The 25,773-nt window shown below is 65.6% G+C and carries 20 protein-coding genes and 1 pseudogene; 9 read left to right on the top strand and 12 right to left on the bottom strand.

What is annotated here, in order from left to right:
* Positions 1-11: 11 nt before the first annotated feature.
* From G404_RS0116345 to G404_RS0116325, 4 genes and pseudogenes are all read right to left on the bottom strand, one after another.
* A complete protein-coding gene (locus G404_RS0116345; RefSeq protein WP_028642020.1) occupies positions 12-788 on the bottom strand; it encodes a carbon-nitrogen hydrolase family protein in 777 nt (258 codons plus the stop codon).
* A pseudogene (locus G404_RS20900) lies at positions 785-2,310 on the bottom strand (alpha-amylase family glycosyl hydrolase). The gene G404_RS0116345 and the pseudogene G404_RS20900 overlap by 4 nt, the downstream one beginning before the upstream one ends.
* Before the next feature lie 104 nt (positions 2,311-2,414).
* Positions 2,415-3,365, bottom strand: coding sequence for an oxygen-dependent tRNA uridine(34) hydroxylase TrhO (gene trhO, locus G404_RS0116330; RefSeq protein WP_028642017.1), 951 nt, complete (start codon positions 3,363-3,365; stop codon positions 2,415-2,417).
* 47 nt (positions 3,366-3,412) lie between these two features.
* Complete coding sequence (locus G404_RS0116325; RefSeq protein WP_036521823.1) at positions 3,413-4,801, bottom strand: class II fumarate hydratase; 1,389 nt, start codon at positions 4,799-4,801, stop codon at positions 3,413-3,415.
* Positions 4,802-4,892: 91 nt separating this feature from the next.
* Here G404_RS0116325 and G404_RS0116320 point away from each other — a divergent pair, with 91 nt between their 5' ends.
* On the top strand, positions 4,893-6,308 hold the full coding sequence (locus G404_RS0116320; RefSeq protein WP_169719729.1) for an amidase family protein: 1,416 nt from the start codon (positions 4,893-4,895) through the stop codon (positions 6,306-6,308).
* Here G404_RS0116320 and G404_RS0116315 read toward each other — a convergent pair.
* A complete protein-coding gene (locus G404_RS0116315; RefSeq protein ID WP_084601431.1) occupies positions 6,293-8,023 on the bottom strand; it encodes a caspase family protein in 1,731 nt (576 codons plus the stop codon). The two genes, G404_RS0116320 and G404_RS0116315, sit on opposite strands and share 16 nt — an antisense overlap.
* Positions 8,024-8,078: 55 nt before the next feature.
* On the opposite strand from G404_RS0116315, the gene G404_RS19525 reads away from it, so the two are divergent.
* From G404_RS19525 to G404_RS19520, 5 genes are all read left to right on the top strand, one after another.
* Positions 8,079-8,705: a hypothetical protein gene (locus G404_RS19525; RefSeq protein WP_036521821.1), complete on the top strand. Its 627-nt coding sequence runs from the start codon at positions 8,079-8,081 to the stop codon at positions 8,703-8,705.
* An 11-nt stretch (positions 8,706-8,716) separates the two neighbouring features.
* The gene (locus G404_RS0116305) at positions 8,717-10,342 is read left to right on the top strand and encodes an SUMF1/EgtB/PvdO family nonheme iron enzyme (protein ID WP_245584570.1); all 1,626 of its coding nucleotides are present in this window, start codon (positions 8,717-8,719) and stop codon (positions 10,340-10,342) included.
* 26 nt (positions 10,343-10,368) lie between these two features.
* A complete protein-coding gene (locus G404_RS0116300) occupies positions 10,369-11,307 on the top strand; it encodes a hypothetical protein (RefSeq protein ID WP_028642012.1) in 939 nt (312 codons plus the stop codon).
* 2 nt (positions 11,308-11,309) lie between these two features.
* Positions 11,310-12,902 (top strand): C1 family peptidase, encoded by a 1,593-nt coding sequence (locus G404_RS0116295; protein WP_245584569.1) that lies wholly within the window; start codon positions 11,310-11,312, stop codon positions 12,900-12,902.
* Between the two features lie 74 nt (positions 12,903-12,976).
* Entirely contained in the window at positions 12,977-15,694 is a 2,718-nt protein-coding gene (locus tag G404_RS19520) for a hypothetical protein (protein ID WP_051280891.1), read from the top strand.
* A 3-nt stretch (positions 15,695-15,697) separates the two neighbouring features.
* On the opposite strand, the gene G404_RS0116285 is transcribed toward G404_RS19520, so the two are convergent.
* Genes G404_RS0116285 through G404_RS0116275 form a run of 3 tightly spaced genes read right to left on the bottom strand, consistent with a single transcriptional unit; the run spans position 15,698 to position 18,008 of the window.
* Positions 15,698-16,369: a spermidine synthase gene (locus G404_RS0116285; protein ID WP_028642010.1), complete on the bottom strand. Its 672-nt coding sequence runs from the start codon at positions 16,367-16,369 to the stop codon at positions 15,698-15,700.
* 29 nt (positions 16,370-16,398) lie between these two features.
* Positions 16,399-17,556, bottom strand: a complete 1,158-nt coding sequence (locus G404_RS0116280; RefSeq protein WP_028642009.1) for a BaiN/RdsA family NAD(P)/FAD-dependent oxidoreductase — start codon at positions 17,554-17,556, stop codon at positions 16,399-16,401.
* Complete coding sequence (locus G404_RS0116275) at positions 17,553-18,008, bottom strand: YaiI/YqxD family protein (protein WP_028642008.1); 456 nt, start codon at positions 18,006-18,008, stop codon at positions 17,553-17,555. Before G404_RS0116275 ends, G404_RS0116280 begins: the two co-directional genes overlap by 4 nt.
* Before the next feature lie 205 nt (positions 18,009-18,213).
* On the opposite strand from G404_RS0116275, the gene G404_RS0116270 reads away from it, so the two are divergent.
* The 3 genes from G404_RS0116270 to G404_RS0116260 are packed head-to-tail and all read left to right on the top strand — an operon-like array spanning position 18,214 to position 21,972.
* Positions 18,214-19,401: a mandelate racemase/muconate lactonizing enzyme family protein gene (locus tag G404_RS0116270; RefSeq protein ID WP_028642007.1), complete on the top strand. Its 1,188-nt coding sequence runs from the start codon at positions 18,214-18,216 to the stop codon at positions 19,399-19,401.
* Positions 19,398-21,023 carry a GMC family oxidoreductase gene (locus tag G404_RS0116265; RefSeq protein ID WP_211230798.1) on the top strand — a complete coding sequence of 542 codons (1,626 nt, stop codon included), beginning with the start codon at positions 19,398-19,400 and terminating at the stop codon, positions 21,021-21,023. The genes G404_RS0116270 and G404_RS0116265 overlap by 4 nt, the downstream gene beginning before the upstream one ends.
* A 28-nt stretch (positions 21,024-21,051) precedes the next feature.
* Positions 21,052-21,972 (top strand): LysR substrate-binding domain-containing protein, encoded by a 921-nt coding sequence (locus G404_RS0116260; RefSeq protein ID WP_028642005.1) that lies wholly within the window; start codon positions 21,052-21,054, stop codon positions 21,970-21,972.
* On the opposite strand, the gene G404_RS0116255 is transcribed toward G404_RS0116260, so the two are convergent.
* From G404_RS0116255 to G404_RS19515, 4 genes are all read right to left on the bottom strand, one after another.
* On the bottom strand, positions 21,948-22,952 hold the full coding sequence (locus G404_RS0116255) for an NAD(P)-dependent oxidoreductase (RefSeq protein ID WP_342663727.1): 1,005 nt from the start codon (positions 22,950-22,952) through the stop codon (positions 21,948-21,950). The genes G404_RS0116260 and G404_RS0116255 overlap by 25 nt on opposite strands.
* Positions 22,953-22,974: 22 nt before the next feature.
* Positions 22,975-23,880, bottom strand: coding sequence for a LysR family transcriptional regulator (locus G404_RS0116250; RefSeq protein WP_245584568.1), 906 nt, complete (start codon positions 23,878-23,880; stop codon positions 22,975-22,977).
* Between the two features lie 354 nt (positions 23,881-24,234).
* On the bottom strand, positions 24,235-25,017 hold the full coding sequence (locus tag G404_RS0116245; protein WP_169719728.1) for a helix-turn-helix domain-containing protein: 783 nt from the start codon (positions 25,015-25,017) through the stop codon (positions 24,235-24,237).
* A gap of 493 nt (positions 25,018-25,510) precedes the next feature.
* The coding region (locus G404_RS19515; protein ID WP_036521818.1) for a transposase at positions 25,511-25,773 on the bottom strand (263 nt) is incomplete at its 5' end.

The following is a 25,773-nucleotide window of genomic DNA, read 5'->3' as shown; positions in this document are numbered from 1 at the left end:
CGGCCAGGGTTTTACCCGCCGATACGCACCTGCGCCAGGATCAGCGCCTCGGCGGTCTGGCCAAACGGGCCGCGCGCGGCGACCGATCCGTCGGCATCGACCGCGATCGAGGCGCCGATGCAGCTGTGCCCGGCCCAGTCGCCGCTGGTGACAGGGCCGACGTTGCTGACCCCGATTACCGGAATGCGGAATGCGGCGGCGATCGTGCGATAGCTGGCGATCCATTCCCCGCCATAGGGTGTCTGCACCGGGTCAAACCCGGGCGGCACCGCCCAGGCGGCTGGCGAAAGCAGGATCTGCGCGCCCATCGCGCCTTGCGCCAGGCCCAGCGTGGGGGTCCAGTAATCGGCGCAGATGGCCAGCCCGATCCGGCCGATCCTGGTGTCGGCTACGCCCAGCGTGGTGCCCGTGGCATAAATTGCGCGGGCAAAATCGAGCTCGGCGATCTTGCGATGACGCGCGGCGATCCGCCCGTCGGCATCGATCAGCAGCGCGCTGTTGTAAAGTCTGTCGCCATCGCGTTCGGTCAGACCCGCGGCCACGACCAGCCCGTGGCGCCGGGCCGCGGCGCACAGCGTGTTACCGTATGCGCCGGGCAGGTCTTGCGCCAGGTCGCGTGCGCTATGCGATGTCCAGCCCAGATCGAGCGTTTCGGGCAGGACGATGGCTGACGCCCCTTGCGCGGCGGCGCTGGCGATCATCGTCTCGGCGCGCGCCAGATTGCGTTCGGGTCGGCCGGGTTCGACCAGCATCTGGCCCATCGCAACGGTCAGGCAACCCGCGGTCATGGTGTGCCGACAATGCGCACGGCATAAGGTGCCAGCACCGCATCGGTCGCGCCTTCGCCCGCCAGCAGATGGAACGTGCGCGGCGACAGGTTTGCATCGATCGCGGGCGCGGCAGGGGCATCGGACAGATTGACCAGCACCAGCGTTTGCTGCGTGCCCATGGTGCGCAGCACGCACAGCACCGGCGATTGCGCGGCGCAGGGGAACGCCTGGTCGCCGCTGGCCAGATCGGGGCGCGTGCGGCGCAGCGTGATCAGCCGGCGATACCAGTTCAGCAGCGATCCGGGCGCATGGTCCTGCTCTTCGACCGAGACCCCGTCGTGCGATCGATTGACCCGGGCGTTCCACACCCGATCGAGCGATCGGTACCAGGTTGCCGATCCTGGCGCGTCGAGGTCTGCGTGCCAACGGAATGCCTCGCGCTTGGGCACATCGGGGGCATCGGAGGCCTCGGCCGGGCCTTTGCGGCCGCGCATGCCCAGTTCCTGCCCATAATAGACCGAAGGTTCGCCGCGCAGCGCAAACAGGATGGCCGCGCCCGCGCGCGCCTTTTGCGGATCATCGCCGATGGTTGTCATGAAGCGGTCGGTGTCGTGGTTTTCAAGGAAAACCACCTGCGAGGTGCCTGTGGGGGTGGCCGCCTGTGTCGCCAGGGCTTCCTTGATGATCGCCGGCTTGTCGAGCCGGTTGAGCGCGGCTTGCAGCGGAAAGGCAAACACCATGTCGGCATGGCCGCGCGCCAGGAAATCGGTGCCATAACCCCAATCCCATTGTTCGCCGACAAACCGCACACCCGGGCGGCGCGCCTTGACCGCCGCGATCAACGGGCGCCAGAACCCGGCGAACAGCCGGGTAACGACATGCGCATTGTCGAGATCGTCCATCATGTGATCGATGCGAAAACCATCGACCCCGTCGCGGCCGCTGCCATCGCCGTGCGGATCGGCCCAGCGCAACAGATAACGGCGAAAATAGGCGCGCACCGCCGGGTTATCCAGATTGACGAATGCTATCGCATGGCGGGTGCCATCGGCGGCCCCGGCATAGAGCCCGAACGGCGACGGCAGCGGATCGACCGCGCCATGCGCCTTGTCCCACACCAGCCAGTCGCGCCGCGGTGCCGCAGGATGATGCCATGTGCTGGTCAGCCATGGATGAGCACCCGCCACATACTGGAATTCCAGGTCCATATAGACATGCAAACCGCGCGCAGCAGGCGGGTCCACGCGGGCATGCCGCCATATTCAGGGGCCACGCCGTTGAAATCCGTGGCGAAATAGTTGTGATAGAACGGGGAAGGCTGCACCGGGGTCAGCAGCACCGTGGTGGCCCCCAGCGCCTTGATATAATCCAGCCCCCTGGTCACCCCGTCCAGATCGCCGATCCGATCGCCATCGGCGTCGCGGAAACTGCGGACAAATACGTGGTAGAAAATCTCTGGCTCGTGCGCGGGCGCGGCGCGGGCCGGCAGGCTGCCCGCCAAAGCCAGGACGATCAGCGCGCAACGCCGGCCCGCGCGCATCAAGCGGTTGATCGTCATCGCTGCTGCCTCTCGCTGCTGTCGGGCGACACTGCTGCGCCGATTGTCCGGACTCCAGCGGAATACGTATACCGCGCCGGCGTGGCTCAGGGCAGCACCGCGCCGACATGCGCACGGCCTTGCGCTGCGGCCAGCGCCTCTTGCCGATGCCGTTCGCGATAGGCGGCGCGTTGTTCGTCGGTGCGTTCGGCGTGGCAGGCGGGGCAACTGACGCCCGGTTCATACAACGGTGACTGGCTGTCGGCCTGCGACACCGGCATGCGGCAGGCGTGGCACAGCGCATGCGTGCCGGGGGCCAGGCCATGGCCGACCGCGACGCGCTGATCGAACACAAAGCATTCGCCCTGCCACAGGCTGTGTTCGGGCGGGATCGTTTCAAGATATTTGAGAATGCCGCCTTTCAGGTGATAGACCGCGTCCACCCCTTCGGCGCGCAGGAACGCGGTCGATTTTTCGCAGCGGATCCCGCCGGTGCAAAACATTGCCACCCTGGCCTTGCCCGACAGCAGCGCATCGCGATGCGCGCGAAACCATTCGGGAAATTCGCTGAATGCGCGGGTTTGCGGATCGATCGCGCCGGCAAAGGTGCCGACGGCCACTTCGTAGTCGTTGCGCGTGTCGATCACCAGCGTATCGGGATCGGCAATCAGCGCGTTCCAGTCGTGCGGATCGACATACGTGCCGACATGATGCACCGGATCGATATCGGGCTGCCCCATGGTCACGATTTCGCGCTTGATCCGCACTTTCATGCGGTGAAACGGCATGGTCGCGGCGCCCGAAAACTTTGCCTCGAGCCCGGCGCAGCCAGGCAGTCCGCGGATATGCGCCAGCACCGTGGCGATGGCATCGGCGGTTCCTGCGATGGTGCCGTTGATCCCTTCATGCGCCAGCAACAGCGTGCCGCGCAGCCCATGCCCACGGCACAGCCGCTGCAGCGGTTCGCGCAAGGCAGCAGGATCGTCGAACCGGCAAAAGTGATACAGCGCCGCAACGCGGATTGGCGGGTGTTCGGTGGTGGGGGGCAAGGGCTGCATCGCTGCCCCATAGACCGGGACGCGCCAGGTTTGAAGCGGACGATCGATCAGGCTTTGGCTGCCCCGACCATCGTTTCGGGCCGCACCACCCGGTCAAAGGTTGCGGCATCGACCAGCCCGGTGGCGAGTGCTGCCTGGCGCAGGGTCAGGCCGTGCGCCTGTGCATGGTGGGCAATCGTTGCCGCGTTTTCATAGCCGATTTCGGGTACCAGTGCGGTTGCCAGCATCAACGATCGATCAACCAGATCGGCAATGCGCGCACGGTCGGGCTGCAATCCGGCCAGGGCATGGCGGGTGAACCCGTCGATCGCGGTGGCCAGCAGATCGATCGATCGCAGCACGTTTGCCCCGATCAGCGGCTTGAACACGTTCAGTTCGAGGTGCCCCTGCATCCCCCCTGTGGTTACCGCGGCATGGTTGCCGATGACTTGTGCTGCGACCATGGTCAGCATCTCGCACTGGGTCGGATTGACTTTGCCCGGCATGATCGAGCTGCCCGGTTCGTTTTCGGGCAGGATCAGCTCGCCAATCCCGGCGCGCGGGCCCGATGCCAGCAGGCGGATGTCGTTGCCGATCTTGGTCAGCGCAACAGCCAGTGTTGACAGCGCGCCAGACAGCGCCACCAGCGCATCATTGGCCGCCAGCGCGGCAAAGGGATTGGTGGCGGGGCGAAACGCCATGCCGGTCATCGCGGCCATTTCGCGCGCAAAGTCATCGGCAAAACCGGCCGGTGCGTTCAGCCCGGTGCCCACCGCGGTACCGCCCTGCGCCAAAGCCAGCACTTCGTCGAGCGCATGGCCGATCCTTGACCGGCATTGCGCAATCTGCGCGGCATAGCCGGAAAATTCCTGCCCCAGCGTCAGAGGCGTCGCATCCTGCAAATGGGTCCGGCCGATCTTGACCAGATCGGACCAGGCCGCGTGATAGCCCGCCAAGATGCGGTGCATTTCGGACAGCGCGGGATCAAGCCGGACAATCACGCCGCGGGCGGCGGCAATATGCAGCGCGGTCGGAAAACTGTCGTTGGACGATTGTGACCGGTTGACATGGTCGTTGGGATGGACCGGCGCCTTGCCGCCGCGCCGGCCGTTCAGGATCTCGTTGGCGCGGCCTGCGATCACTTCGTTGACATTCATGTTGGTCTGCGTGCCCGATCCGGTCTGCCAGATCGCCAGCGGAAACTGGTCATCATGCGTGCCGTCGATCACCTCGGCGGCTGCGGTCTTAATTGCGCCGGCCAGCGTTTCGTCCAGCCCGTGCCGCAGGTTGATCCGCGCCGCCACCAGCTTGATCGTGGCCAGCGCATGGATCACCGCGATGGGCATGCGCTCGGTCGCGGGAAAGGCGAAATTGGTCATGCTGCGCTGGGTCTGGGCACCCCAATAGGCGTTGTCGGGCACGTCTACAGGGCCAAGACTGTCGGTTTCGGTGCGCATCGTTGGGGCTCGCCGGGCAATTGAGTGGTCCAGGGTCTTGGCTTATCACCGTTTCACAACAGAGGGCACCGCCATGATGACACACGATGCCATGATCGCACTTTCCGCCGCCGATGCGGTCGATGCCATGCGCGACGGGCGGATCACCGCGCTCGCCTATGCGCAGGCCCTGCTCGAACGCTGTGCCGCAGGGGCGGCGTTGAACGCGTTCATCACGCTGGATGCCGATGCAGTGCGCGCCGCCGCGCGCAAGGCCGATGCCCGGCGCGCGCGGGGCGAACCGCTTGGGCCGTTGCACGGCCTGCCGATCCCGGTGAAGGACAGCATCAACACCGTCGATCTGCCGACCACGGCGGGCACCACGGCCTTGCGCGCGTTCACACCGGTGCGCGATGCCGCGATCGTCGCGCGCCTGCGCGCGGCGGGGGCAATCGTGCTGGGCAAAACCAATCTGCATGAACTGTCGCTCGGCTGGACCAGCAGCAATCTGGCCTATGGGGCGGTGCGCAATCCCTGGGACCTGGCGCGTATTCCCGGCGGCAGCAGCGGCGGCACCGCGGCGGCGGTGGCGGCCGGCATGGCCCCGCTTGGCCTGGCCGAAGACACCCAGGGCTCGATCCGCGTGCCGGCTGCGTTGTGCGGCATTGCCGGGTTCCGCCCGACCACCGGGCGCTATCCCAACGACGGTTGCGCGCCGATCAGCGCGCTGTTCGACCAGATCGGCCCGCATGCGCGCCAGGTGTCGGATATCGTGCTGTTCGACAGCGTGATCACCGGCGATGATGCGCCGGTTGCGGTGCCGTGCCTGTCGGACTTGCGGCTGGGGATCGCGCCGGGCTATTTTTTCGCCGATCTCGACCCGGCGCTGGCGCGGGTGGTCGCCGGCGTGATCGACCGCCTGCGCGATGCCGGGGTGACCATTGTCGAGGCCGATGTACCGGGCCTTGGTGACTTGATCGATGCGATCACGTTGTGTGTGCAGGTGCACGATGTCGTTCCCGCGCTGACCGAATGGTTGGCACGGTCGGGCGCGCCGATCGGATTTGATGCCATGCTGTCCAAAGTCAGCCCCGATGTCATGGTGCTGCTGCGGCATTTTTCGCTGCCCGGCGCGGCCCATGCGATATCCGAGGTGGACTATCTGGCGGCGCGCGATGTGCATTTGCCCGCGCTGCGCGCGGTGCTGGCCGCCTGGTTTGCCGAACACCGGGTCGATGCCATGCTGCTGCCCGCAACGATGGTTGCCGCCACCCCGATCGGTGACGACACGACGGTGCGGATCGGGCACAAGACCGTCGCCTTCACCGATGCCGTGGGCCGCAATATCGCGCCCGGCAGCACGGCAGGACTGCCCGGTCTGGTGCTGCCCGCAGGGCTTGCCCAAGGGTTGCCTGTGGCGATCGAACTCGATGGCCCGGCCGGCTCGGACCGTCGCCTGCTTGGCATCGGCCTTGCGATAGAGGCTGTGCTGGGCCGTCTGCCGCTGCCCGATCACGGGCCGGTATAGATTTCGCCGATCGACAGGCCGCCACCGTTTGCCAGCAGGTCGCGCATCGGCAGGGCCAGCCGCGCGGCCAGGCGCTGCCCGTCGATGCTGCGCAGCATCGCCCGCAGCGCAAGCGGTGGTGCCGGCGTAACCAGTGCCACGATATGGTCGGCGCCAAACGGGGCAACCACGCGGTTGGTGATCGTCGGCACCGTACCCGCCGGCCCCAGTTGCCCTTCGCCATCCTCGGCAGTCAGCGGGAACAGGCGCTGCACCGTGCCGTCAGAAGCCAGATTGACGATGGTGGCATAGCGCGCGGCCTGGCCCGGCGCGATCGGGTTCAGCGCGATCGTCACCTGTTGCTCCGCGCCATAGCGCACACCATTGGCGCGCGGACCGATCGTTAGCCGCAGCATGCGTTCGTTCATCAGCGGGCGCAACGCTTCGACCGTGTTCCATTTTTCGATCACCCCGCGCAATGCGGCCGGGGTGGTCACGCCTTGTGCCACCGTGTCGCCCGACCGGCGCATGACGGCGCCCTGCGCCGCATCCCAGATGAAATCGGCCGCTTCGCGGGTGCCGACATCGCGCCACGGTACGGCATCGTCGTGCCGCCGGGGCGGGCCCAGCGTCAGCACGCCGGGCAGGGCTGCGGGCGGGGTCGGGCGAAGCGGCGCATCCCTGGCCAGAAGCACCAGATCTCCGGCCGAGGCAACAAAGCTGGTGCGCGGCTGCTGGCGCTGCGCGGTCAGCGCGCGGACCTGGCTGTCGAGATAGATCCCGATCTCGGCCACCGTGATGCGCCCGTCGTGGTCCAGATCGGCGGCGGCACCGGTACCACCCGCACCGCGGGTGGTCAGCCCCTGCTCCAACGCCCAGGACAACACCCCGCGTGATGGCGCACCGCTGACCGGCATCGGCGCCTCCAGCGCCAGCTGGTCATCTTGCGCCGCGCCGATGTAGACCAGATTGCCAAGGTCGGGCCGATCGATCGCGCGGGTCCCGGCGGCATCTGCGCCGACGGCGCTTTCGCTGCCCGGATTGATCGCGGCAAAGCGCGGCAGCGGGCGCGCAATCAGCGTGAACTGCGCCGCATCGCCGCGAAATGCCATGCGCGGAACAAAGCGAAACGACGATGCATCGACCGATCGGTTCAGCGTGCCCGAATGGCAGGTGTCGGCAATCATCAGGATGTGCACATCGGGCGGAATATAGCGCGCCATCCAGGCATAGAAATCCTTGTCGACGATGAACCGTTCGGGGTCTTGCCGATCGGGATCAAACCCGGCCAGCGGGATGAACTGGTTGGCATTGCCGTCGGCGGTACCCTTGATCTCGGCCTCTGCTTCGGCGCCGTGGCCCGAATAATAGAACACGATCCAGTCGCCCGGCTTTGCCCGCAGCCCCAGCGCATGCAACGCGGTCTCGATACTGGTGCGGGTGACTTCAGTGTTGCGCAGGACGGTAACATCGCCGGCGCCCTGGCCGCGCACCACCGCCTCGATCGCGGCCAGATCGTTTTCGGGCCCTTTCAGATTGGGGATCATCGGCGAATCGAACTGCCACACGCCGGCAATCAGCGCGCGCGTCTCTGCCTGCGCCGGACCAGCGGCACAGGCCAAGGCCAAGGCAAAGCCCAGAAATGGCCCAATGACGGCGGTGATCGCGCCCGATCTCAGGATCCGGCCTTTTGCGGCGACTGCCGCCCGGGCGCGAATTGAGGATTGCCAGTACATGTTCGATACATTAACCGTAATTAAGAACAGGGCAATGCCTTGGGGGGGCACAGCTATGCCGCATCATCGTCACGGGCCTGTTCTTGCGCTTTGTCTGATCCTTGCCGGGATTGGTCTGCCCGGGCATCTGAACGCCGCAAGGGCGCAGACCCCGCCACCGCCGTCATCGCCTGCTGCCGATACGGGCACGCGCGGGATCATCGTGTTGCGGCCCGTGGCGCCCGCGGTTGAACCGGCCCCGGCCCCGGTTGTCGCACCGGTACCGGCACCGCCGCCCCCGCCACCACCGGTCGTGGCCGCACAGCAACCCTGCAGGCGTCCGTTCGACCATCCCGAGGTGCGGCTGACCGGCGCGGAGGGATTTGCTGCGGCGCTGCGCCACCGTCTGGCCCGCAGACATGGGCCCGTCGTGGTCGACCTGGCGCAACCTTCGCCGATCGGTGCCGCGATGCCCGCCGAGCTTGCGCCGTGGCTGCGCCAGGTCAAATCGTCGGGCGGTACGGTGACGGTCGACAGCTATTGCGCGCAAAGCCGGGGCCTGTTCGGCATGTTTCGCGGGCTGTTCGGTGCAGGCACGCCCGATGGCTATGCGGCGGCCGATGGCTATGACGCGGTGCTGCATGTTGACGGCGCGGTGGCGGCTGTGACGCAAGTGGAGTTCAAACCCCGGGCGGGGTCATGACCCGATCGGGCGTGATCGCATTACCGGTCGCGCCGCTTGCCCGTCTGGCCGGGCTGGTGCTTGCCCTGGTTGCCCTGGCCGCCGCATTTCCGGGCGCGGCCCACGCGCGCGAGGCGCGGCTGGCGCTGGTAATCGCCAACGGGGCCTATCAGCAATTCGATCGCCTTGCCGCCACCGGCGATGATGGCAATCGTATCGCCGCCGGCCTGACCGCCAGCGGTTTCCGCGATGCAACCGGCAGCGGCGCGGTGACGGTCCAGCGCGATCTGACACTGGGCCAGATGCAGGCGGCGGTGGCGCAATTTCGCCAGGCGTTGCAGGCTGCCGGGCCCGATGCCTTTGGTGTGCTGTATTATTCGGGGCATGGCGCAGCGCTGAGCACGTACGGCGATGTCATGCTGTTGCCGGTCGATGCCGGGCGCACGCTCGATGTGCGATCGACCAGCCTGACCCGCGCGGCGCTGACCCGTTCGCTGCTGGGGTCGGGCGCAAAAACGGTGCTGATCATCCTCGACATGTGCCGCGATGTGCTGACCGAGCCGCCCATCGCGCCCGATGCGGCCGCGCCGGGCAATGTTGCGCCCGACCCCGGCGATGCAGGGGCTGCCGGCGGCACCAAGGGTCTGCGCCGGGTGATCCGCGCGTCGGACACGCTGCTGCGGCCCGATCAGGGCTATCTGGTGGCATTTTCGACCAGCGCGGATCAGGTGGCATTCGATGACGGCACCTTTTCGCGCATTCTGGCCGAAGAAATCCGCCGCCCGCAGCAGAATATCGCGACCGCGCTGAAACGCACGTCCGACCGGGTGGCGATGAACGCGGTCAAGGCGGGTGTCCGTTTCCAGAAGCCGACGTTCGATTATGGCCTGCAGGGCGAACCGCCCTGTTTCATCACGTGCGATCCGGCCAGCACCGGCCGGTTCTACGATTGTGCCAATTGCCCGACGATGCGGATCATTCCCGCCGGCACCGGGCCGGTGGGTTCGCCCGCGACCGAACCGGGGCGCGGGCACGACGAAGCGGTGCAGCACGATCTGCGGATCGACCGCGCGTTTGCCATTGGCGTGTTTGAAGTGACCATCGCCGAATGGGCGGCCTGCGTGCGCGACAAGGCATGCCGGCCGATCACCGACTGGTCAAAAGACAATCCCAATCCGCAAATTCCCGCAACCGGCATCAGCTATGTCGATGCGCAGGCCTATGTCGCCTGGGTGTCGGTGCAATCGGGGCTGGCCTATCGCCTGCCGACCGAAGCGGAATGGGAATATGCCGACAGGGCCGGCGCCGCCACCGCCTTTCCCTGGGGCGACACGATTGCGCCCGGCGATGCCAATTACGACCAGACCGCCAGCTATCGCGGATCACCCACCGCCCCCTATCGCGGCTATCCTGAGGCGGTGAACGCCTATCCGCCCAATGCCTTTGGCCTGTACCAGATGAACGGCAATGTGTGGGAATGGACCGGCGGCTGCGGCGATCCGCATTGCGAAAGCCAGATCGTGCGCGGCGGTTCGTTCCAGAGCGCACCCGATGAATTGCGCGCGGCCAGTCGGCTGCATGTGCGCAGCGGGCACCGCCGCGATGATGTGGGCCTGCGCGTGGTGCGCGATCTGCGCGCCGACGAGGTGGTGCAATAGCAATCGGGCAACAAGGGGATACGTCGATGAAGTGGATTGCGGGGCTTTTCATTGCAGTTGCCATCGTGCCGGGCATGGCCAGGGCTCAGCAGACGACATATGGCGGGGCCTATTATCCGACCTACGGCAGCCCCAACAGCCTGCAGTTCCAGGCAGCAAAGACCGCGCTCGATCTGGAAACGGTCGACCCCGAGGGTGACGCACGGCTTGGCCCCGAAGGCGATTCCGATACGATCGGCGGCGCGTTCACGTATTGGGGCGTGCCGGGTGAAACCGGTGAGCGCTATGATGCGCATTATCAGCACGCGCGGCGCGTGTTCAAGGGCAGCCGGGCGCGGCTGGTGATCGATGCACCGGTCAACGTGATCCAGGCCGGCACGATCACCTCGGCCTTCGGTTCGGAAAAGGGTGCGACGGCGGTGCTGGGCACCGTCAACGTCGGGCTGGAAATGCCGGTCCTGCCCAACTGGCTGATCACCCCGCGGGTGGCCTATGGCGTGGCCGGTGCGGGTGGATTTTTCGGGGGCAACGGCGAACTGGCCACGGCTTCGCTGTCCAGCCGATATCAAATTCGCCAGATCGGCCGCGGCGATCTGATCATCGGCAATTCGGTATCCTATACCCATTCGGCCAAAATACTGACCTCGCAAGATTTTTTTGCGCCGACCATCAACTGGGTGTTCCGCAACGGCCTGGCCTATCAATTGCCGTTGAAAAGCCGGATGTTCGGCCGCCAGTCCTCGTTGCGGGCCAGCTATGTCTATACCGTGACCACCGGCGATCCGGTGACCTACAAGCACGAACACGAAGCGGGGCTGAGCATAGGCGTCCGCACGCGCGAGGCTGAACAGAAAAACGGGTTCGAACAGCTGCGCGTGGGCCTGCTCTATACCCATTCGCATTTCGCCTATGTGGCCAACAGCGGCTATGACTCGGCGACCTTGACGCTCGGTTACCGGTTTTGACCGTGGCGGCGACATTGCAATCGATCCGCATGGCGCTTGGTTCGGGCATGGCCTTGCTGATGTGCAGCGTGCCGGGTGGCGCACAGGCGCAAACTGCCCCGGCCGAGGTTCCTCAAGCCCAGGCCGCGCGCTATCCCACCGGGCTCGCCCCGATTGCGCCGGACGACTATGACCGCTTGCCCAAGCTGGGCAAGTTTCGCGCGTGGCTGCCAAAACGGGTCGATCTGTCCGCGCTGTTTCCGGTGCCCGGAAACCAGGCGCCCAAGCCCGATTGCACCGCCTGGGCGACGACGTATTCGGGGCTGGGCTATCTGCGTGGTGCGGCGCTTGGCCACCGGCCACTCGCCACGAGCGAGGAACCCAGCCCGGCTTATGTCTACAACCGGCTGCGACCGCGCGGATCGGGGTGTTCGGTGCCGACGCGGATTGTCGATGCGCTGACGTTCCTTAAATCCGAAGGCACGGTGTCGCTGGCCGAATTTCCCGACACACCCGACACTTGCGCCGAACCCGTGCAGCATTCGCTGGTCAGCGCGCAGGCAGCGCAAAGGCTGGGCGGGTGGCAGGCAATCGATCGCGAAAAGCCGGGTGACCGGCGCAGCCCGGTGGTGATCGACGATATCAAGGGCGCGCTGTTCCGCGGCGAACCGGTGGTCTTTGCAATGCCCGCGCTGGATGATTTCATGCGCCTGGCGGGCCCGACAATTTACACCCACGCCACGCTGGAATCGACCAACCTGCACGCGATGACCCTGGTCGGGTATGACGAGGATCGCCAGGCGTTTCGGCTGATCAACAGCTGGGGCACCACCTGGGGCGATGCCGGGTATGCCTGGATCAGCTATGATACGTTCCGCCTGCTGGTCGGTGAGGCCTATGCCCTGCAACGCGCCGATGACATGCCGGCGCACCCGGCCGCCGATGCCAATCTGACCCCGCGTCAGGCGCTCGATGCACGGATTGCCGCCTTGCCCTGCGGCGTGGCACGGCTTGAGGAAAAGGGCGATCATCTGACGCTGTCGGGCTTTGCCGGCAGCGAAGAGTCGCTTGATGCCCTGCACAAGGCGATGTTGGCGGTGGACGCGCATGGCAAATGGACGATGGATTTCCATCCCTGGCCGCAGTGCGAGGCCGAACAGACTTTGGCCACACCGCTGGGCGCAGGTGGCGTGCACCTGGTGGCACAAACCGAAACCGGCACCGCGCGCACAGGCGATCCGGTGGTCTTGAACGCGGGTGAAAAGTTCGGGTTCAGCGCCGAAACCACCGCTGCGCGGCCCTGGCTGACCGTGATCTATCTGCAGGCCGATGGCAGCGCGGTGACGATTTACCGCGGTCAGCCCGCGCCTGATCGGCATGGCCATCGCCAGGTCGGCATCGGCACCGGCGGCACCGCGCAAGTGCAGTTTCAGGTGGGCGCGCCCTATGGGGCGGAAATGGTGATCGCGATCGGATCGGTCGACCCGCTGTTTGAAGGCGATCCGCAAAGCTATGCCACCGAGCGCCAGTTCCTGTCGGGCCTGCGCGCCAGGCTGGCGCGCGCGGTGCCGGGGTCGGTGTCATCCGCGGTCTTGCGTCTGCGCACCAAGGAATAGGAGATCCTTTTTTCCCAGACGCAAAACGATCATATAACCCCGTTACGCAAAGCCTGTTGCAAAGGGGTCAGGGTATGAAGATCGCACGGCTTTTACTGGCGGCGCAGGTCTTGCTGTCTGTTTCGGCGCCCGCGCTGGCGCGCGATGCCGATGACGATGATGCTGTGACGGCCCCCGGCATGGCACTGACCCCGCTGGCGATGCCGGGCGCGCGGCTGACGGGGCTGGGCACGCTTGACGGCACCGCATCGTCGCCTGCGATCACCAATCCTTCAGCCCTGGCGACCAGCCCCGATGGCACGGTGCTGGCGGTGCTGACATCGGGCTTCAACGGCATGGCGCTGCCCGGCGGCGCGACCGATTATGCCCATTCGACCGAGCGGCTGATGCTGTTCCGGGTCGGGGCGACGGGCGCGGTCAAGATCGCCGAGGCGCCTTTGCCTGCCGCGTTTGGAGGGCTTGCCTGGTCGCCCGATGGCACCAGGATTGCCGCGACGACGGGCTTTGTCGACGGCGTGGCGCTGTTCCGCTGGGATGGCAAGGCGCTGGTGGCCGATGGCGCGCCGATCACGCTGGGGCACAAGGCGGGGCTGGGCCTGCGGGTCAAGCCGGCGGCGGCGGGTGTGGTCTGGGCCGGCGAAACACGTGTGCTGGTGGCCAATTTCTTCAATGATTCGGTCTCTTTGGTCGATACGGCACGGCGTGCGGTGGTGGGCGAGATCGATTTGCGCCCGGGCAAGATCGATGCGGGCCAGCGCGGTGTGCCGGGCGGTACCTATCCGTACCGGATTGTCATGGCGGCACCGGGGCATGCGGTCGTTTCAGTCCCGCGCGATCGCGAGCTGATCACGCTTGGGCTTGACGGCGATCGCATGCAGGTGGTGGCGCGCGCCAGGACGCAAGGGCAGCCGACCGCGCTGCTGGCGCTGGGTGATGGCCGCGTGCTGGCCACGGGCGACAATGCCGACACGCTGATCGCATTGGCCGCAGATGGCAGGTCCGTTGCCGAATATCCGGTTCTGGTCACCGGTGATGTACCGGGGGCGCTGCGGCCCAGGGGGCTTAATCCCGATGCACTGGCGTTTGGTGCAAAGGGCCGCGTGCTGGTGACGCTGGGCGGGATCAACGCGGTGGCTTCGATCGATTGGCCGCGCACGCTGGCGCGGCCTTCGGGCAGTGCCGCGCAAGTGGTCGGCATGGCACCGACCGGCTGGTATCCCGCTGCTGTGGCAACGATCGGAAACCGGCTGGCACTGGCCAATTTCAAGGGCGTTCCCGGCCCCAATCCGGGCGCCTGCCGCAACACGCTGGGCACCAGGCGCAGCGATCTGGGTCCGTGCCGCGCCTCGGGCCGTTATGTCCTGCAATTGCAGACCGGATCGCTGTTGACCGCACCCTTGCCGGCTGATGCGACCTTTGCCGCGTTGCGCGCGCGCGTGGTGCGCAACCTGCAATTGCCCCCAGCGAAAGCCGCGCAAGCGGCAGAAGGGGTGATGGCGGCACTGCGCGGGCGGATCAGGAACGTGATCTATATCGTCAAGGAAAACCGCACCTATGACCAGTTGCTGGGCGATCTGCGGCCGGGCGATGGCGATGCAACGTTGGCGCTGTTTCCGGGCAACATGACCCCCAACCACCACGCGCTGGCGCGCGAATTCGTGACGTTTGACCGCTTTTTCGACGCGGGCGAAGTTTCGGCCACGGGCTGGAGCTGGTCGACGCAGGCGCGCGCGGTCGACTTGCTCGAACGGATCACCCCGATCGGCTATGCCGGCAAGGGGCTGGCTTATGAAAGCGAAGGCACCAATCGCTTTGTCAATGTGGCGCTGGGCGCTGCCGATCGGCACAGGGCCAATCCCGATGTGCCCGATGGCGCAGCCGGTGCCGGATCGCTGTGGGCTGCGGCCATGGCGCGCGGGCTGTCGGTACGCAATTACGGATTTTATGGCGATCTGTCGCGCTATGGCAAAGAGGCTGGCGCAAACCGCGTGCCGCGTGAACGCGATCCGCATGCCGCGGGCCTGCGCGTGATGTGGTCGGCAGACGCGCGGCTCGATCCGGTGACCGATCCGTATTACCGCAGTTTTGACCAGGGCTTTCCCGATTACTGGCTGGTCGAGGAATGGAAACGCGATTGGCTGCCCCGCGTGGCGGCAGGCCAGACTCCGCGCCTGACGCTGCTGCGCATCGATCACGATCACTTCGGCGATTTTGACGAGGCGATCGACGGGGTGAACACCCCCGACCGGCAAATGGCGGACAACGATTATGCGCTGGGCCGCATGGTCGAGGCGGTGGCGCACAGTCCCGCCGCTGCCGACACGCTGATCGCGGTGGTCGAAGACGATGCGCAGGACGGTGCCGACCATGTCGATGCGCACCGTTCGGTCGTCTATCTGGCGGGCCCCGGGGTCAGGCGGGGTACGGTGATTTCCACCCGCTATTCCACGGTCAACCTGATCAAGACGATCGAGCGCCTGCTCGATCTGCCCGCGCTTGGCCTTAACGACAGCACCGCGCTGCCGATGGCGCAGGCGTTCGACCCGGCCAGCGTCAACGCGCCCTGGACATACACCGCCAAATGGCCGCAACCGCTCGATGCGACCGACCTGCCCAAGCCGGCGCTGCGCCAGGCCATGACCCGCCCGGCAGGTGTCCTGCCCGAACGTCCGGCGCAATGGTGGGCGGCGGCCATGGCCGGGCAGGATTTTTCGGGTGAGGACAAGCTCGACACGGCAAAGTTCAATGCCGCGTTGTGGCTGGGGATCAAGGGCGCGCCCAGCAGCCGATAGCGTTCAGGCCTGTGTGGCGAACCAGATCACGTGCTTGGCGCCTTTGCCGTTGGAGCGGGCGCGCACGAACACTTCGTCCACGTCAAAGCCTGCCTCGTCCAGCCGCCGGGCAAAGCGTTCGTCCTTGGCCGCAGACCAGATCGCCAGCACGCCGCCGGGGCGCAGCGCTTCGCCGGCGATGGCCAGGCCGCGGCGCGAATAGAGCCGATTGTTGTCGGGGCGGACCAGCCCGTCGGGGCCGTTGTCGACATCGAGCAGGATGGCATCGAAGGTTTCGGGCGAGCGTTCGATCACTTTGACCACGTCGCCCACGATCAGGTGCACGCGCGGGTCATCCAGGCAACCGGCGGCCACTTCGGCCATCGGCCCGCGCGCCCACTCGATGATATCGGGCAGCACTTCGGCCACGGTGACCATGGCATCGGCGGGCAGTGCCGCCAGTGCTGCGCGCAAGGTAAAGCCCATGCCATAGCCCCCCACCAGCACATGCGGGCGCGGCGTCTTGGCGATGCGCGCGACGGCCATCGTCGCCAGCGCCTCTTCCGACCCGCGCTGGCGCGTGCTCATCAATTCATTGCGATCGAGCACGATCATGAAGTCGGTGCCGTGGCGATACAGCCGCAGCTCTTCGCCATCGGGGACTTGCGCGGTGTCGATCAATTCGCGGGGTATCATGTCAAATCTCCTGACGGGTGGTCCGGACCCTATATCGCCAACGCAGCGGCCCAACCGCTCGCCCATGCCCATTGAAAGTTGTAGCCGCCCAGCCAGCCGGTCACGTCGACTGCTTCGCCGATGGCATAGAGCCCCGGCACGCGGCGTGATTGCATGTCCTTGGACGACAGTTCGGTGGTGGCGATGCCGCCGGCGGTTACTTCGGCCTTGGCGTAGCCTTCGCTGCCGTTGGGGGTAAACCGCCAGGCGGCCAATTGCGCCTCGGCGGCGGCAAGCTTGCGGTCGGTGGTCGCGCCCAGTTCGCTGTCGATCGCCAGGCGTTCGCACAGCACGTCGGCCAATCGTTCGGGCAGGCCATCGCGCAGCATGCGGCGCATCCCGGCGCGCGGGTGCGCGGCCTTGGCGGCAAGCAGCCATCCGGGCGCGCGGTCGGGCAGGAACTGCACATCGATCGGCGTGCCATGCTGCCAATAGCTCGACACTTGCAGGATGGCCGGGCCCGACAGCCCGCGGTGGGTGAACAGCGCCGCCTCGCGAAAGGCCGCCTTGCCGCAGCGTGCGATGACGTCGGACGACACGCCCGACAGTTCGCGGAACAGCAGGTCTTCGCCCGCCAGCGTCAACGGCACCAGCGCGGGACGCGGCTGCACCACTTTCAGCCCGAACCGCCGTGCCAGTTCATAGGCAAAGCCGGTGGCGCCCATCTTGGGGATCGAAGGCCCGCCGGTGGCAATGACCAGCGCCGGCGCGCTGGCCGCGCCAACGCGAAACAGGCCATCGGCATGCGCGACTTCGCCGATCTGCGCGTTGCAGCGGATATCTACGCCCCCGCGCGCGCATTCGTCCAGCAGCATCGCCACGATCTGCCGCGCCGATCCGTCGCAAAACAATTGCCCCAGGGTTTTTTCGTGCCAGGCAATGCCGTGGCGTTCGACCAGCGCCAGGAAATCGTGCGGGGTGTAACGGCTCAGCGCCGATTTGGCGAAATGCGCGTTTTGCGAAATAAACCGGTCGGGCACGGTGCCCAGATTGGTGAAATTGCACCGCCCGCCGCCCGAAATCAGGATCTTGCGGCCCACTTCGGGCGCATGGTCAAGCAACAGCACGCGCCGGCCGCGCTGTCCGGCCGTGGCGGCACACATCAGGCCGGCCGCGCCGGCGCCCAGAATGATCGCGTCGTGGGTCATCGGGCCAGCCGCACCAGCGCTTCATCGAGCGCCTGGAGAAACCGCGACCGATCGGCTTTGGCAAAGGGCGGCGGGCCACCGATGGCGTCACCGCCGGCGCGCAGATCGGCCATGATCGCGCGCGTGGCGATCGCCGCGCCGATCGATGCATGCGTGAACGGTTTGCCGTTCGATCCGATCACGGTGGCGCCTGCCTTCAGGCAGCGATCGGCCAGCAGGATATCGGCAGTGATCACCACGCTCGCCGCGCTGCAATTGTCGGCGATCCAGTCGTCGGCGGCGTCGAACGCATCGCTGACCACCATGCGGGTGATCAGCGGGTGATCGGGCAGGCGCATGCGGCTGTTGCTGACCACCGTGACGGGCACGTTGCGGCGGAACGCAACCTTGTAGATCTCGTCCTTGACCGGGCAGGCGTCGGCATCGACGAAAATGGAAAGCGTGGCAGACATCGGCTGCCCATAGCGGCGCGCGCGACATCGGGCTATCGCAATAAGGAAATTGTCGGGTCCGGCAAAAAGCTTCACTTGCCGCGCGGGTAGAGGACTTACACTTTGGCGCACGACGACGCCGCGCAGCGTCGCGCGTGGTTCATGCCGTTGTCGTTACCCCGGCCTTGTGCGGCGCGCAAAAGAGGAAACCAATGGCAGGGTACCCATGCGGCTGACCGGTATCGAAACCTTTGTGGTGGGCAATCCGCCGCCGCATTTCGGCGGGCGCTATTTCGTGTTTGTGCGGCTGACCACGGCCTGCGGGATCACCGGGCTGGGTGAGGCCTATTGCGTGCCGTTTTCGCCGCATCTGGTGGCGCAGATGTGCGAAGACATGTTTGCGCGCTATGCCCAGGGCACCGATCCGCATGATATCGAAATGCTGTGGCGGCGGGTCTATTCGGCCGGGTTTACCCAGCACCCCGATCTGACCGTGATGGGCGTGCTGTCGGCGCTTGAAATGGCCTGCTGGGATATCATCGGCAAGGCGGCGGGCCAGCCGGTGTACAAGCTGCTGGGCGGGCAGGTGCACGAACGCCTGCGCGCCTATACCTATATCTACCCGCGCCCCGGCGACGCGACCGATGTCTACCACGATCCCGATCTGGCGGCCGAACGCGCGCAGACCTATCTCGACATGGGCTTTACCGCGCTGAAGTTCGATCCGGCCGGGCCGTATTCTGCATTTGACGGGCGGCAGCTGTCGCTCGAGGCGCTCGATCTGTGCGAACGTTTTGCCCGGATCTTGCGCGAAGCCGTGGGCAGCCGCGCCGACCTGCTGTTCGGCACGCACGGGCAGATGACCGCAGCGGGCGCAATCCGGCTGGCCAAACGGCTTGAGCCTTATGATCCGCTGTGGCTGGAAGAACCGCTGCCGCCCGACGCACCCGAAGAGACGGCGCGCGTGGCGCGCGCCACTTCGATCCCGATTGCCACCGGCGAACGGCTGGCCACCAAGTATGATTTTGCGCGCCTGCTCGATTGCGGCGCGGCGGCGATCCTGCAGCTCAACCTGGGGCGCGTGGGTGGCTTGCTCGAGGCGAAGAAGATCGCGGGCATGGCCGAAGTGCGCCATGTGCAGATCGCGCCGCATCTCTATTGCGGGCCGGTGGTGGGGGCTGCCAATATCCAGCTGGCGACCGCTTCGCCCAATTTCCTGATCCTGGAAGGGATCGAGGATTGGGGCGGTTTCCACGCGCAGATCCTCAAGACCCCGATCCGGTTCGAGGACGGCCATGTCATCCCGTCCACCGCGCCGGGCCTGGGCATCGAATTGAACGACGCGGTGGCGCTGGCGCATCCCTATACCGGCACCATGCTGCACCTTGATATGACCCAGCACCCCGTTCGATGATCGAAGAAGCCGATTATGTGGTGATTGGCGCGGGCACGGCCGGCTGTGTGGTGGCCAGCCGCCTGTCCGAAGATCCCTGGACCAAGGTGGCCCTGCTCGAGGCGGGCGGATCGGACCTGTCGATCTGGATCCAGTTGCCGATCGGTTATGGCCGCACCTTTTTCGACAAGCGCATCAACTGGATGTACGAAACCGAGGCGGTGCCTTCACTCGGCGGCCGCAGCAGCTATTGGCCGCGCGGCAAAGTGGTTGGCGGATCGGGCTCGATCAACGCCATGGTCCATGTGCGCGGATTTCCGCACGATTACGATGGCTGGGCGGCGGCGGGCAATCCCGGCTGGGGCTGGGACGATGTGCTGCCGTTTTTCACCCGGTCTGAAGATCACGATATCCGCACCGACGGCTTTCACGGGCAGGGTGGGCCGCAGCATGTCACCGACATTTCCGCCTCGGTGCATCCGTTGTGCAACTGGTTTCTGGAAACCGGGCGCACGCTGGGCCACCGCGTCACCGCGGACTTCAACGGCCCCGATGGCGAAGGTTTCGGCATCTATCAGATCAACACGCGCGGCGGCTGGCGCGCGTCGACGGCCAATGCCTATTTCCACCCGGTGCGGCATCGCACCAATCTGACGCTGATTCGCAAGGCGCGCGTGCTGCGCGTGGTGTTCGAAGGCACGCGCGCGGTCGGTGTGGCGTACCGGCAGGGCGGGCGTGAACGGATTATCCGCGCGCGCCGCGAAGTGGTGTTGTGCGCCGGATCGATCGGATCGCCGCAATTGCTGCAAGTGTCGGGCGTGGGCGATGCGGCGCTGCTGCAAGGTCTGGGCATACCTGTCGTGGCCGATCTGCCTGCGGTCGGGCAGAACCTGCAGGATCACCTGGCGGTCAGCTATTTCTATCGCACGTCGGTGCCCACGCTGAACAATGTGCTGCGTCCGTTCACCGGCAAGCTTGCCGCCGCGATCCGCTACATGATCGATCGGCGCGGGCCTTTGTCGATGAGCGTAAACCAGGCGGGGGGCTTTGTCCGGGCGCGGGTCGACGATGCGCACCCGACATTTCAGCTCTATTTCAGCCCGGTCAGCTATACCAAAACGCCGATCGCGGCGCGGCGCCTGCTCAATCCCGATCCGTTTCCCGCGTTCCTGCTGTCGTTCAATTCGTGCCGGCCGACCAGCCGGGGCCACCTGGCGATCACCTCGGCCGACCCGTTTGTGCCGCCGGCGATCCATCCCAATTACCTGGCGACCGAACAGGACATTGCCGAGGCGCGGATGGGCGTGCGCCTGCTGCGCGAGATTGCGCAAAGCAGGCCGCTGGCCGACATCATTGTCGAAGAACTGGTGCCGGGACCCGATGTTGCCGACGACGAGGCGCTGTTTGCCGATTTTCGCGCCCGCGCCGACACCGTCTATCACCCCACATCGACCTGCCGCATGGGGCCCGATCCGCGCACATCGGTGGTCGATGCGCGGCTGCGCGTGCACGGCATTCAGGGGCTGCGCGTGATCGATGCCTCGGTGTTTCCGTCGGTCACCAGCGGCAACACCAATGCGCCAACCGTGATGGTCGCCGAAAAAGGCGCCGCGATGCTGGCCCAGGATCGCAATCTGCGATAGCGATAGACCTCCGATCGCTGGAGGAACAATGAGTTCGCGGTTCAATTTGCGGGATCTGCCGCCGCTGAAAGCCCTGCGCGGGTTCGAGGCGGCCACGCGTCACCAGTCGATCCGCGATGCGGCGGGGGAACTGTGCCTGACCCCGCCTGCGATCAACCACCAGATTCAGCTGATCGAAGAAACGCTGGGCGTGCGCCTGTTTGCGCAGGATGGCCGCCACGTGGTGTCAACCGAAGAAGGCAGGCTGTTTTATCCGTATGTGCGCGCCGCCTTCGAATCGCTGATCGAAGGGGTTGAGGCGGTGCGCCGCCAGACGCAGGACACACCGCTGCGGGTGCAGACCTATGTCACCGCCTCGATCCGCTGGCTGGCGCCGCGGGTGCCGCTGTTTTTGCAGGACCATCCGTCGATCACGCTGTCGCTGACCACGTGCGCGGTGGACTGGACCTTTGACGAGGCGCACGCCGATCTGGGCCTGATCTATTGCGAGGCCGCGCCCGATCCCGATCGTTACCATTGGGTGCCGCTGTTCGATTACACGCTTGATCCGGTGTGCAGCCCGGCGTTTCTCGACCGTGCAGGCGGCAGTCTGGATGCTGCTGCACTGATGCGCCAGCCATTGGTGGCCAATTACACCGAGGAACACAACTGGGCGAAATGGTTTGCCGCCGCCGGCGTCGCTTTTGCGCCGGGTGCGCCCTATCTGATGGTCGATACACTGGCCGTGGCGCTGGAAATGGCATTGGCCGGACGCGGTGTCGCGCTGGTCAACGGGCCATTTGCCGACGCCGATCTGGCCGCGGGGCGGCTGGTTCGCCCGGTGGCGCACCGCGTCCGGTGCCCCGGTGCCTGGGGTCTGATCTGCCGGCGCAACGCGGTAGAACGCCTGCCGGTGCGGCTGTTTATCGAGTGGCTGACCGCCAATCAGCGGTTGGGGACAACCTCGTAACCCGGCTCTTCGGGTTCATCGTCGACCATCTGGTCGGGGAAACCGGTGCCCAGCACTTTCAGGCCCAGCGGTTCTTCAAACCGGCGGATGATGTTGGGCGAAAATTCGCGATCACCATACGTCGCGCGTGCTTCGTTGAACAGGCGCACGATCAGCGGCGACATTTCCAGCGGCACGCCGTGCTGTTGCGCCAGATCATCGAACAGGCCGATATCTTTCGACACCAGATCCATGGTGAAATTGATGTCGCGGCTGCCATTGAGGATAACCTGGCTTTCGGTTTCGTGGACAAAGCTGTTGCCCGACGAAATGCGGATCGCTTCGTAGGTGGTGTTCATGTCCAGGCCGGCCGCCTTGCACGTGGTCAGCGCCTCGGCCAGCGCGACCAGGTGCACCGTGCACAGATAGTTGGTCATGACTTTCAGCCGCGATGCCGTGCCCAGGGGCCCGGTGTGCAGCACGCGGCGCCCCAGCGTGGTCAGCACCGGCAGCACCCGGTCAAAGCCTTCGCGCGGGCCGCCGGCAAAGATCGAGATGTTGCCGGTTTCGGCACGGTGGCATCCGCCCGAAACCGGGCATTCCATGAACAGCGCGCCGCAGGCCTCGACCGCCGCGCCCAGGCGCAGCACTTCGGCATAATCGGTGGTGGACATTTCCATCCACACCTGTCCGGGCCTGAGCACTTGCAGAAACCCGTCGATCCCTTCGGCCACGGCCGCGCTGGCAGCGGGCGAGGGCAGGCAGGTGATCACGATATCGACCGCTTCGGCCAAGGCGCGCGGGCTGTTGGCAGCAACCGCCCCGCGGGCGGTGAATTCCGCCACCAGATCGGGGTTCAGGTCGCGCACCACCACATCATGGCCATTGCGCAGCAGGCTGCCCGCCAGTTTGCCACCGACATTGCCCAGCCCGATAAATCCGATCCGCATCGCACACGCCTCCGTTTCAGCGGATTTGCGGTGCGCGTCCCACCGCGACAAATGAAAAGAATCCGCCGACCGGTCAGATTTCCTGCGGCGCCTGCTGCAATCGCTGGATCAGCGTGCGGCGGGCATGGGCGATGCGCGGCTGGCGCAGCGCAGCCGGTGACCAGACCAGGAAATAGGAATTGACGATGCGCTGCACAGGCGAAGGGATTTCGACCAGTTCACCGCGCGACAGTTCGCCCGCGCACAGATAGATCGGCAGCACCGACCAGCCAAACCCCACCGCAAGCAGTGCGCGCAACCCGCGCAAGTCGGGCGCGATCAGGGCCGGGCTGACCGTCTTGCGATACAGGCCGTTGGCTTCCAGCCATTCATCGATCAAAGCGCGTTCGATATTGTAGGCCAGCACGGGTTCGGATGCCAAAGCAGCAGCGCGGTCGGGTGCTGCGGCGATGCGCGCGGCAACGCAGGGTGCGGCCACCGCAATCAGCGGCTCTGAATGCACCAGTTCGCTGCTCAGCCGCCGGTCGGTGATCGAAAAGGCGGAAATGCCCAGATCGCAATGGCCCTCGACCAATGCGGCGATCACCCCGTCAAGGTCTGCGGTTTCCATGCGCACGCGCAACCCGTCTTTCAACAGCGGTACCAGCAGCGGTGCCACCACTTCGGACAGGAAATCGGCATGGCCGACAATGCGCACGGTGCCCGCCATGTCGGCCGAGCGCGCGCGCGCGCTGGCCAGCGCGGCTTCGGCCAGATCCAGCCGATCACCGATGTCGGATGACAGCTCATCGGCAGCAGGGGTCGGGTTTACCCCGTGGGGATGGCGTTCAAACAGGGTGCGGCCGATCGCGCCTTCCAGGCTGGCGATGTGCTGGGATACCGCGGGCTGCGTCAGTTCGAGCGAACGGGCCGCGCCGCTGATCGATCGCTGGCGATAGACTTCGACAAATGTGCGCAGGCGGGTCAGCATGATCGGCATGTCATAAAATCTCTTATGGCCGTGGTCTAGTTCGCTTGTGAGGGGTTTGCCACTAACCTATGATAGGTCAACAGCCACAAGATGACGACGCGGCGCCGATAGAACCCTGGCTTTCGGCGCCGCGCTGTCCGTGTCGCGCCTATCAGTCCCCGGTATTGCGGCTGGTCGCGTGCCGTTTGCAGTTATCGGCGCAGCCCAGCGGGCCGCCGAATGTCCTAGCCGGGCCGCCCGCCCCAAGCCCCCCCAAATGGGCTGGCCCGTGCTGCGGCGAGGCATCGCACCTGCCCCCATACCCCACCGCGATGCCTCGCCGCAAACTTCTGGCCGCAAACTTCCGGCCGATCGCCAGCGGGGTCATCCGATGACAATGGCACGCACCTCGGCCAGCCATTCGATATGAATTTTATCGTGAAACGCAGACTTGGTCGAAATTGCGCTGAACGAATTGTCGGCGTTTTTGTGAAGCCGGCCAAAGATATGGTCTTCATTCGAAAGTTTTATAAGATATAATGATTTGCGGATTTTCGTCAGACCCGCGACCGGGGTCGGTTCGCAAATCAGAAACGCCCCTGGATTGACGATCGGCATCAGGCTGTCATCGCGGATTTCGATTGCGATGGTCGTGCCGTCGGTTGCCGCAGGGTACAGGTCGGTTTCAAGCGATTGAGAAAAATGACGATCGTGCGGCACAATCCGGACGCCGTCGAAATATCCGATTACCGGGATGTGCGCTTTGACCGGGTTGCGGACACGATCGTCGCCCAGCAGATCTTCAACGCTTATCGTGGCCAGCGCCGCAATTTGCCGCAGGGCAGCGGCCCTGGGGGAAGATCCGTTTTCCCACCGTGCCACCGCGCTTTGCGATGCGCCGAGCATTGCCCCGAAATGCGCCTGATCCAGCCCCATTCCAAGCCGGATCGTCTTGATCCGAGTACCCAAATCCATACGCCGGCTGCCTGGTGAGTGTTTACTCAAATTAACTATCACGCGGCGGGCGCGATGGGAATAGGCCTGACCTGCAAAAATCGCATAATATGTGCTTGCACGATCCGCCCGCCGTGGTCCGGGCGGGGGGCACTCGCCAATCATGTCTGCGTAATCCTGCGTAGGGCCATGTTTGAATTGCGTAATCATCATGATTGAACACAAGGTCCCGGGATTGCGACCGTTATAGCCCATGACAATCGCCGCGCTGTGACAGTTGCGCGGCAGAACAGTGCGGTGGCCATGGCACCTTCGCGCCGCCGTCTGACCGGGCCTCTCCGCAAAATGTCATACAGTATTGGTACTTAGCCTGGCGCTATCGCGGCCGGTTCGGGCAGCCGTTCGCATGACGCGATCGGCCCGGTCCGCCCGGTCTAGTATCATGGAACATCGAGATATTGTGCTGCCCTGCGCCGCGCGTTTGTGGCCGGCGCGCGGCGGATTTGCGCTGCTGCCCACCGCCCTTTCGGGCAGAGTTGGCGCCCATCGCGGCTGGCCGGGGGGTTGTCACATCAGGCTCCGGTCACCTATGCGTCGTGTCATGTAAGTGCATAGAATCGCATAATATGCGCATGCACAGATCGTGTCCCACGGCGTGGTGTAGCTTATTGGGGCCACCACCGATTTCGGCGTCAGTTTGAGCCGATCATGCGCCGGGCACAGCCGATAGCATGACGATGGGATTGTCGCTGAGTGGCGCCATTGTTTCAAGCGTCATGTAGCGTGCGCGCTGGACGGCCCATTCGTCGGATTGCTCCATGAGGATGGCGCCGATCAGGCGGGTGATCGCGCCTTCGTTGGGGAAGATCCCGACCACTTCGGTGCGGCGTTTGATCTCGCCATTCAGGCGTTCGATGGGATTCGTGCTGTGCAACTTGGCCCGATGTTCCTTGGGGAACGTCATGTAGG

The organism is Novosphingobium acidiphilum DSM 19966 (assembly GCF_000429005.1).
Lineage (GTDB): Bacteria > Pseudomonadota > Alphaproteobacteria > Sphingomonadales > Sphingomonadaceae > Novosphingobium > Novosphingobium acidiphilum.
The sequence above is the reverse complement of the archived record's forward strand: the minus strand, read 5'-3'. Positions and strand labels throughout refer to the sequence as shown.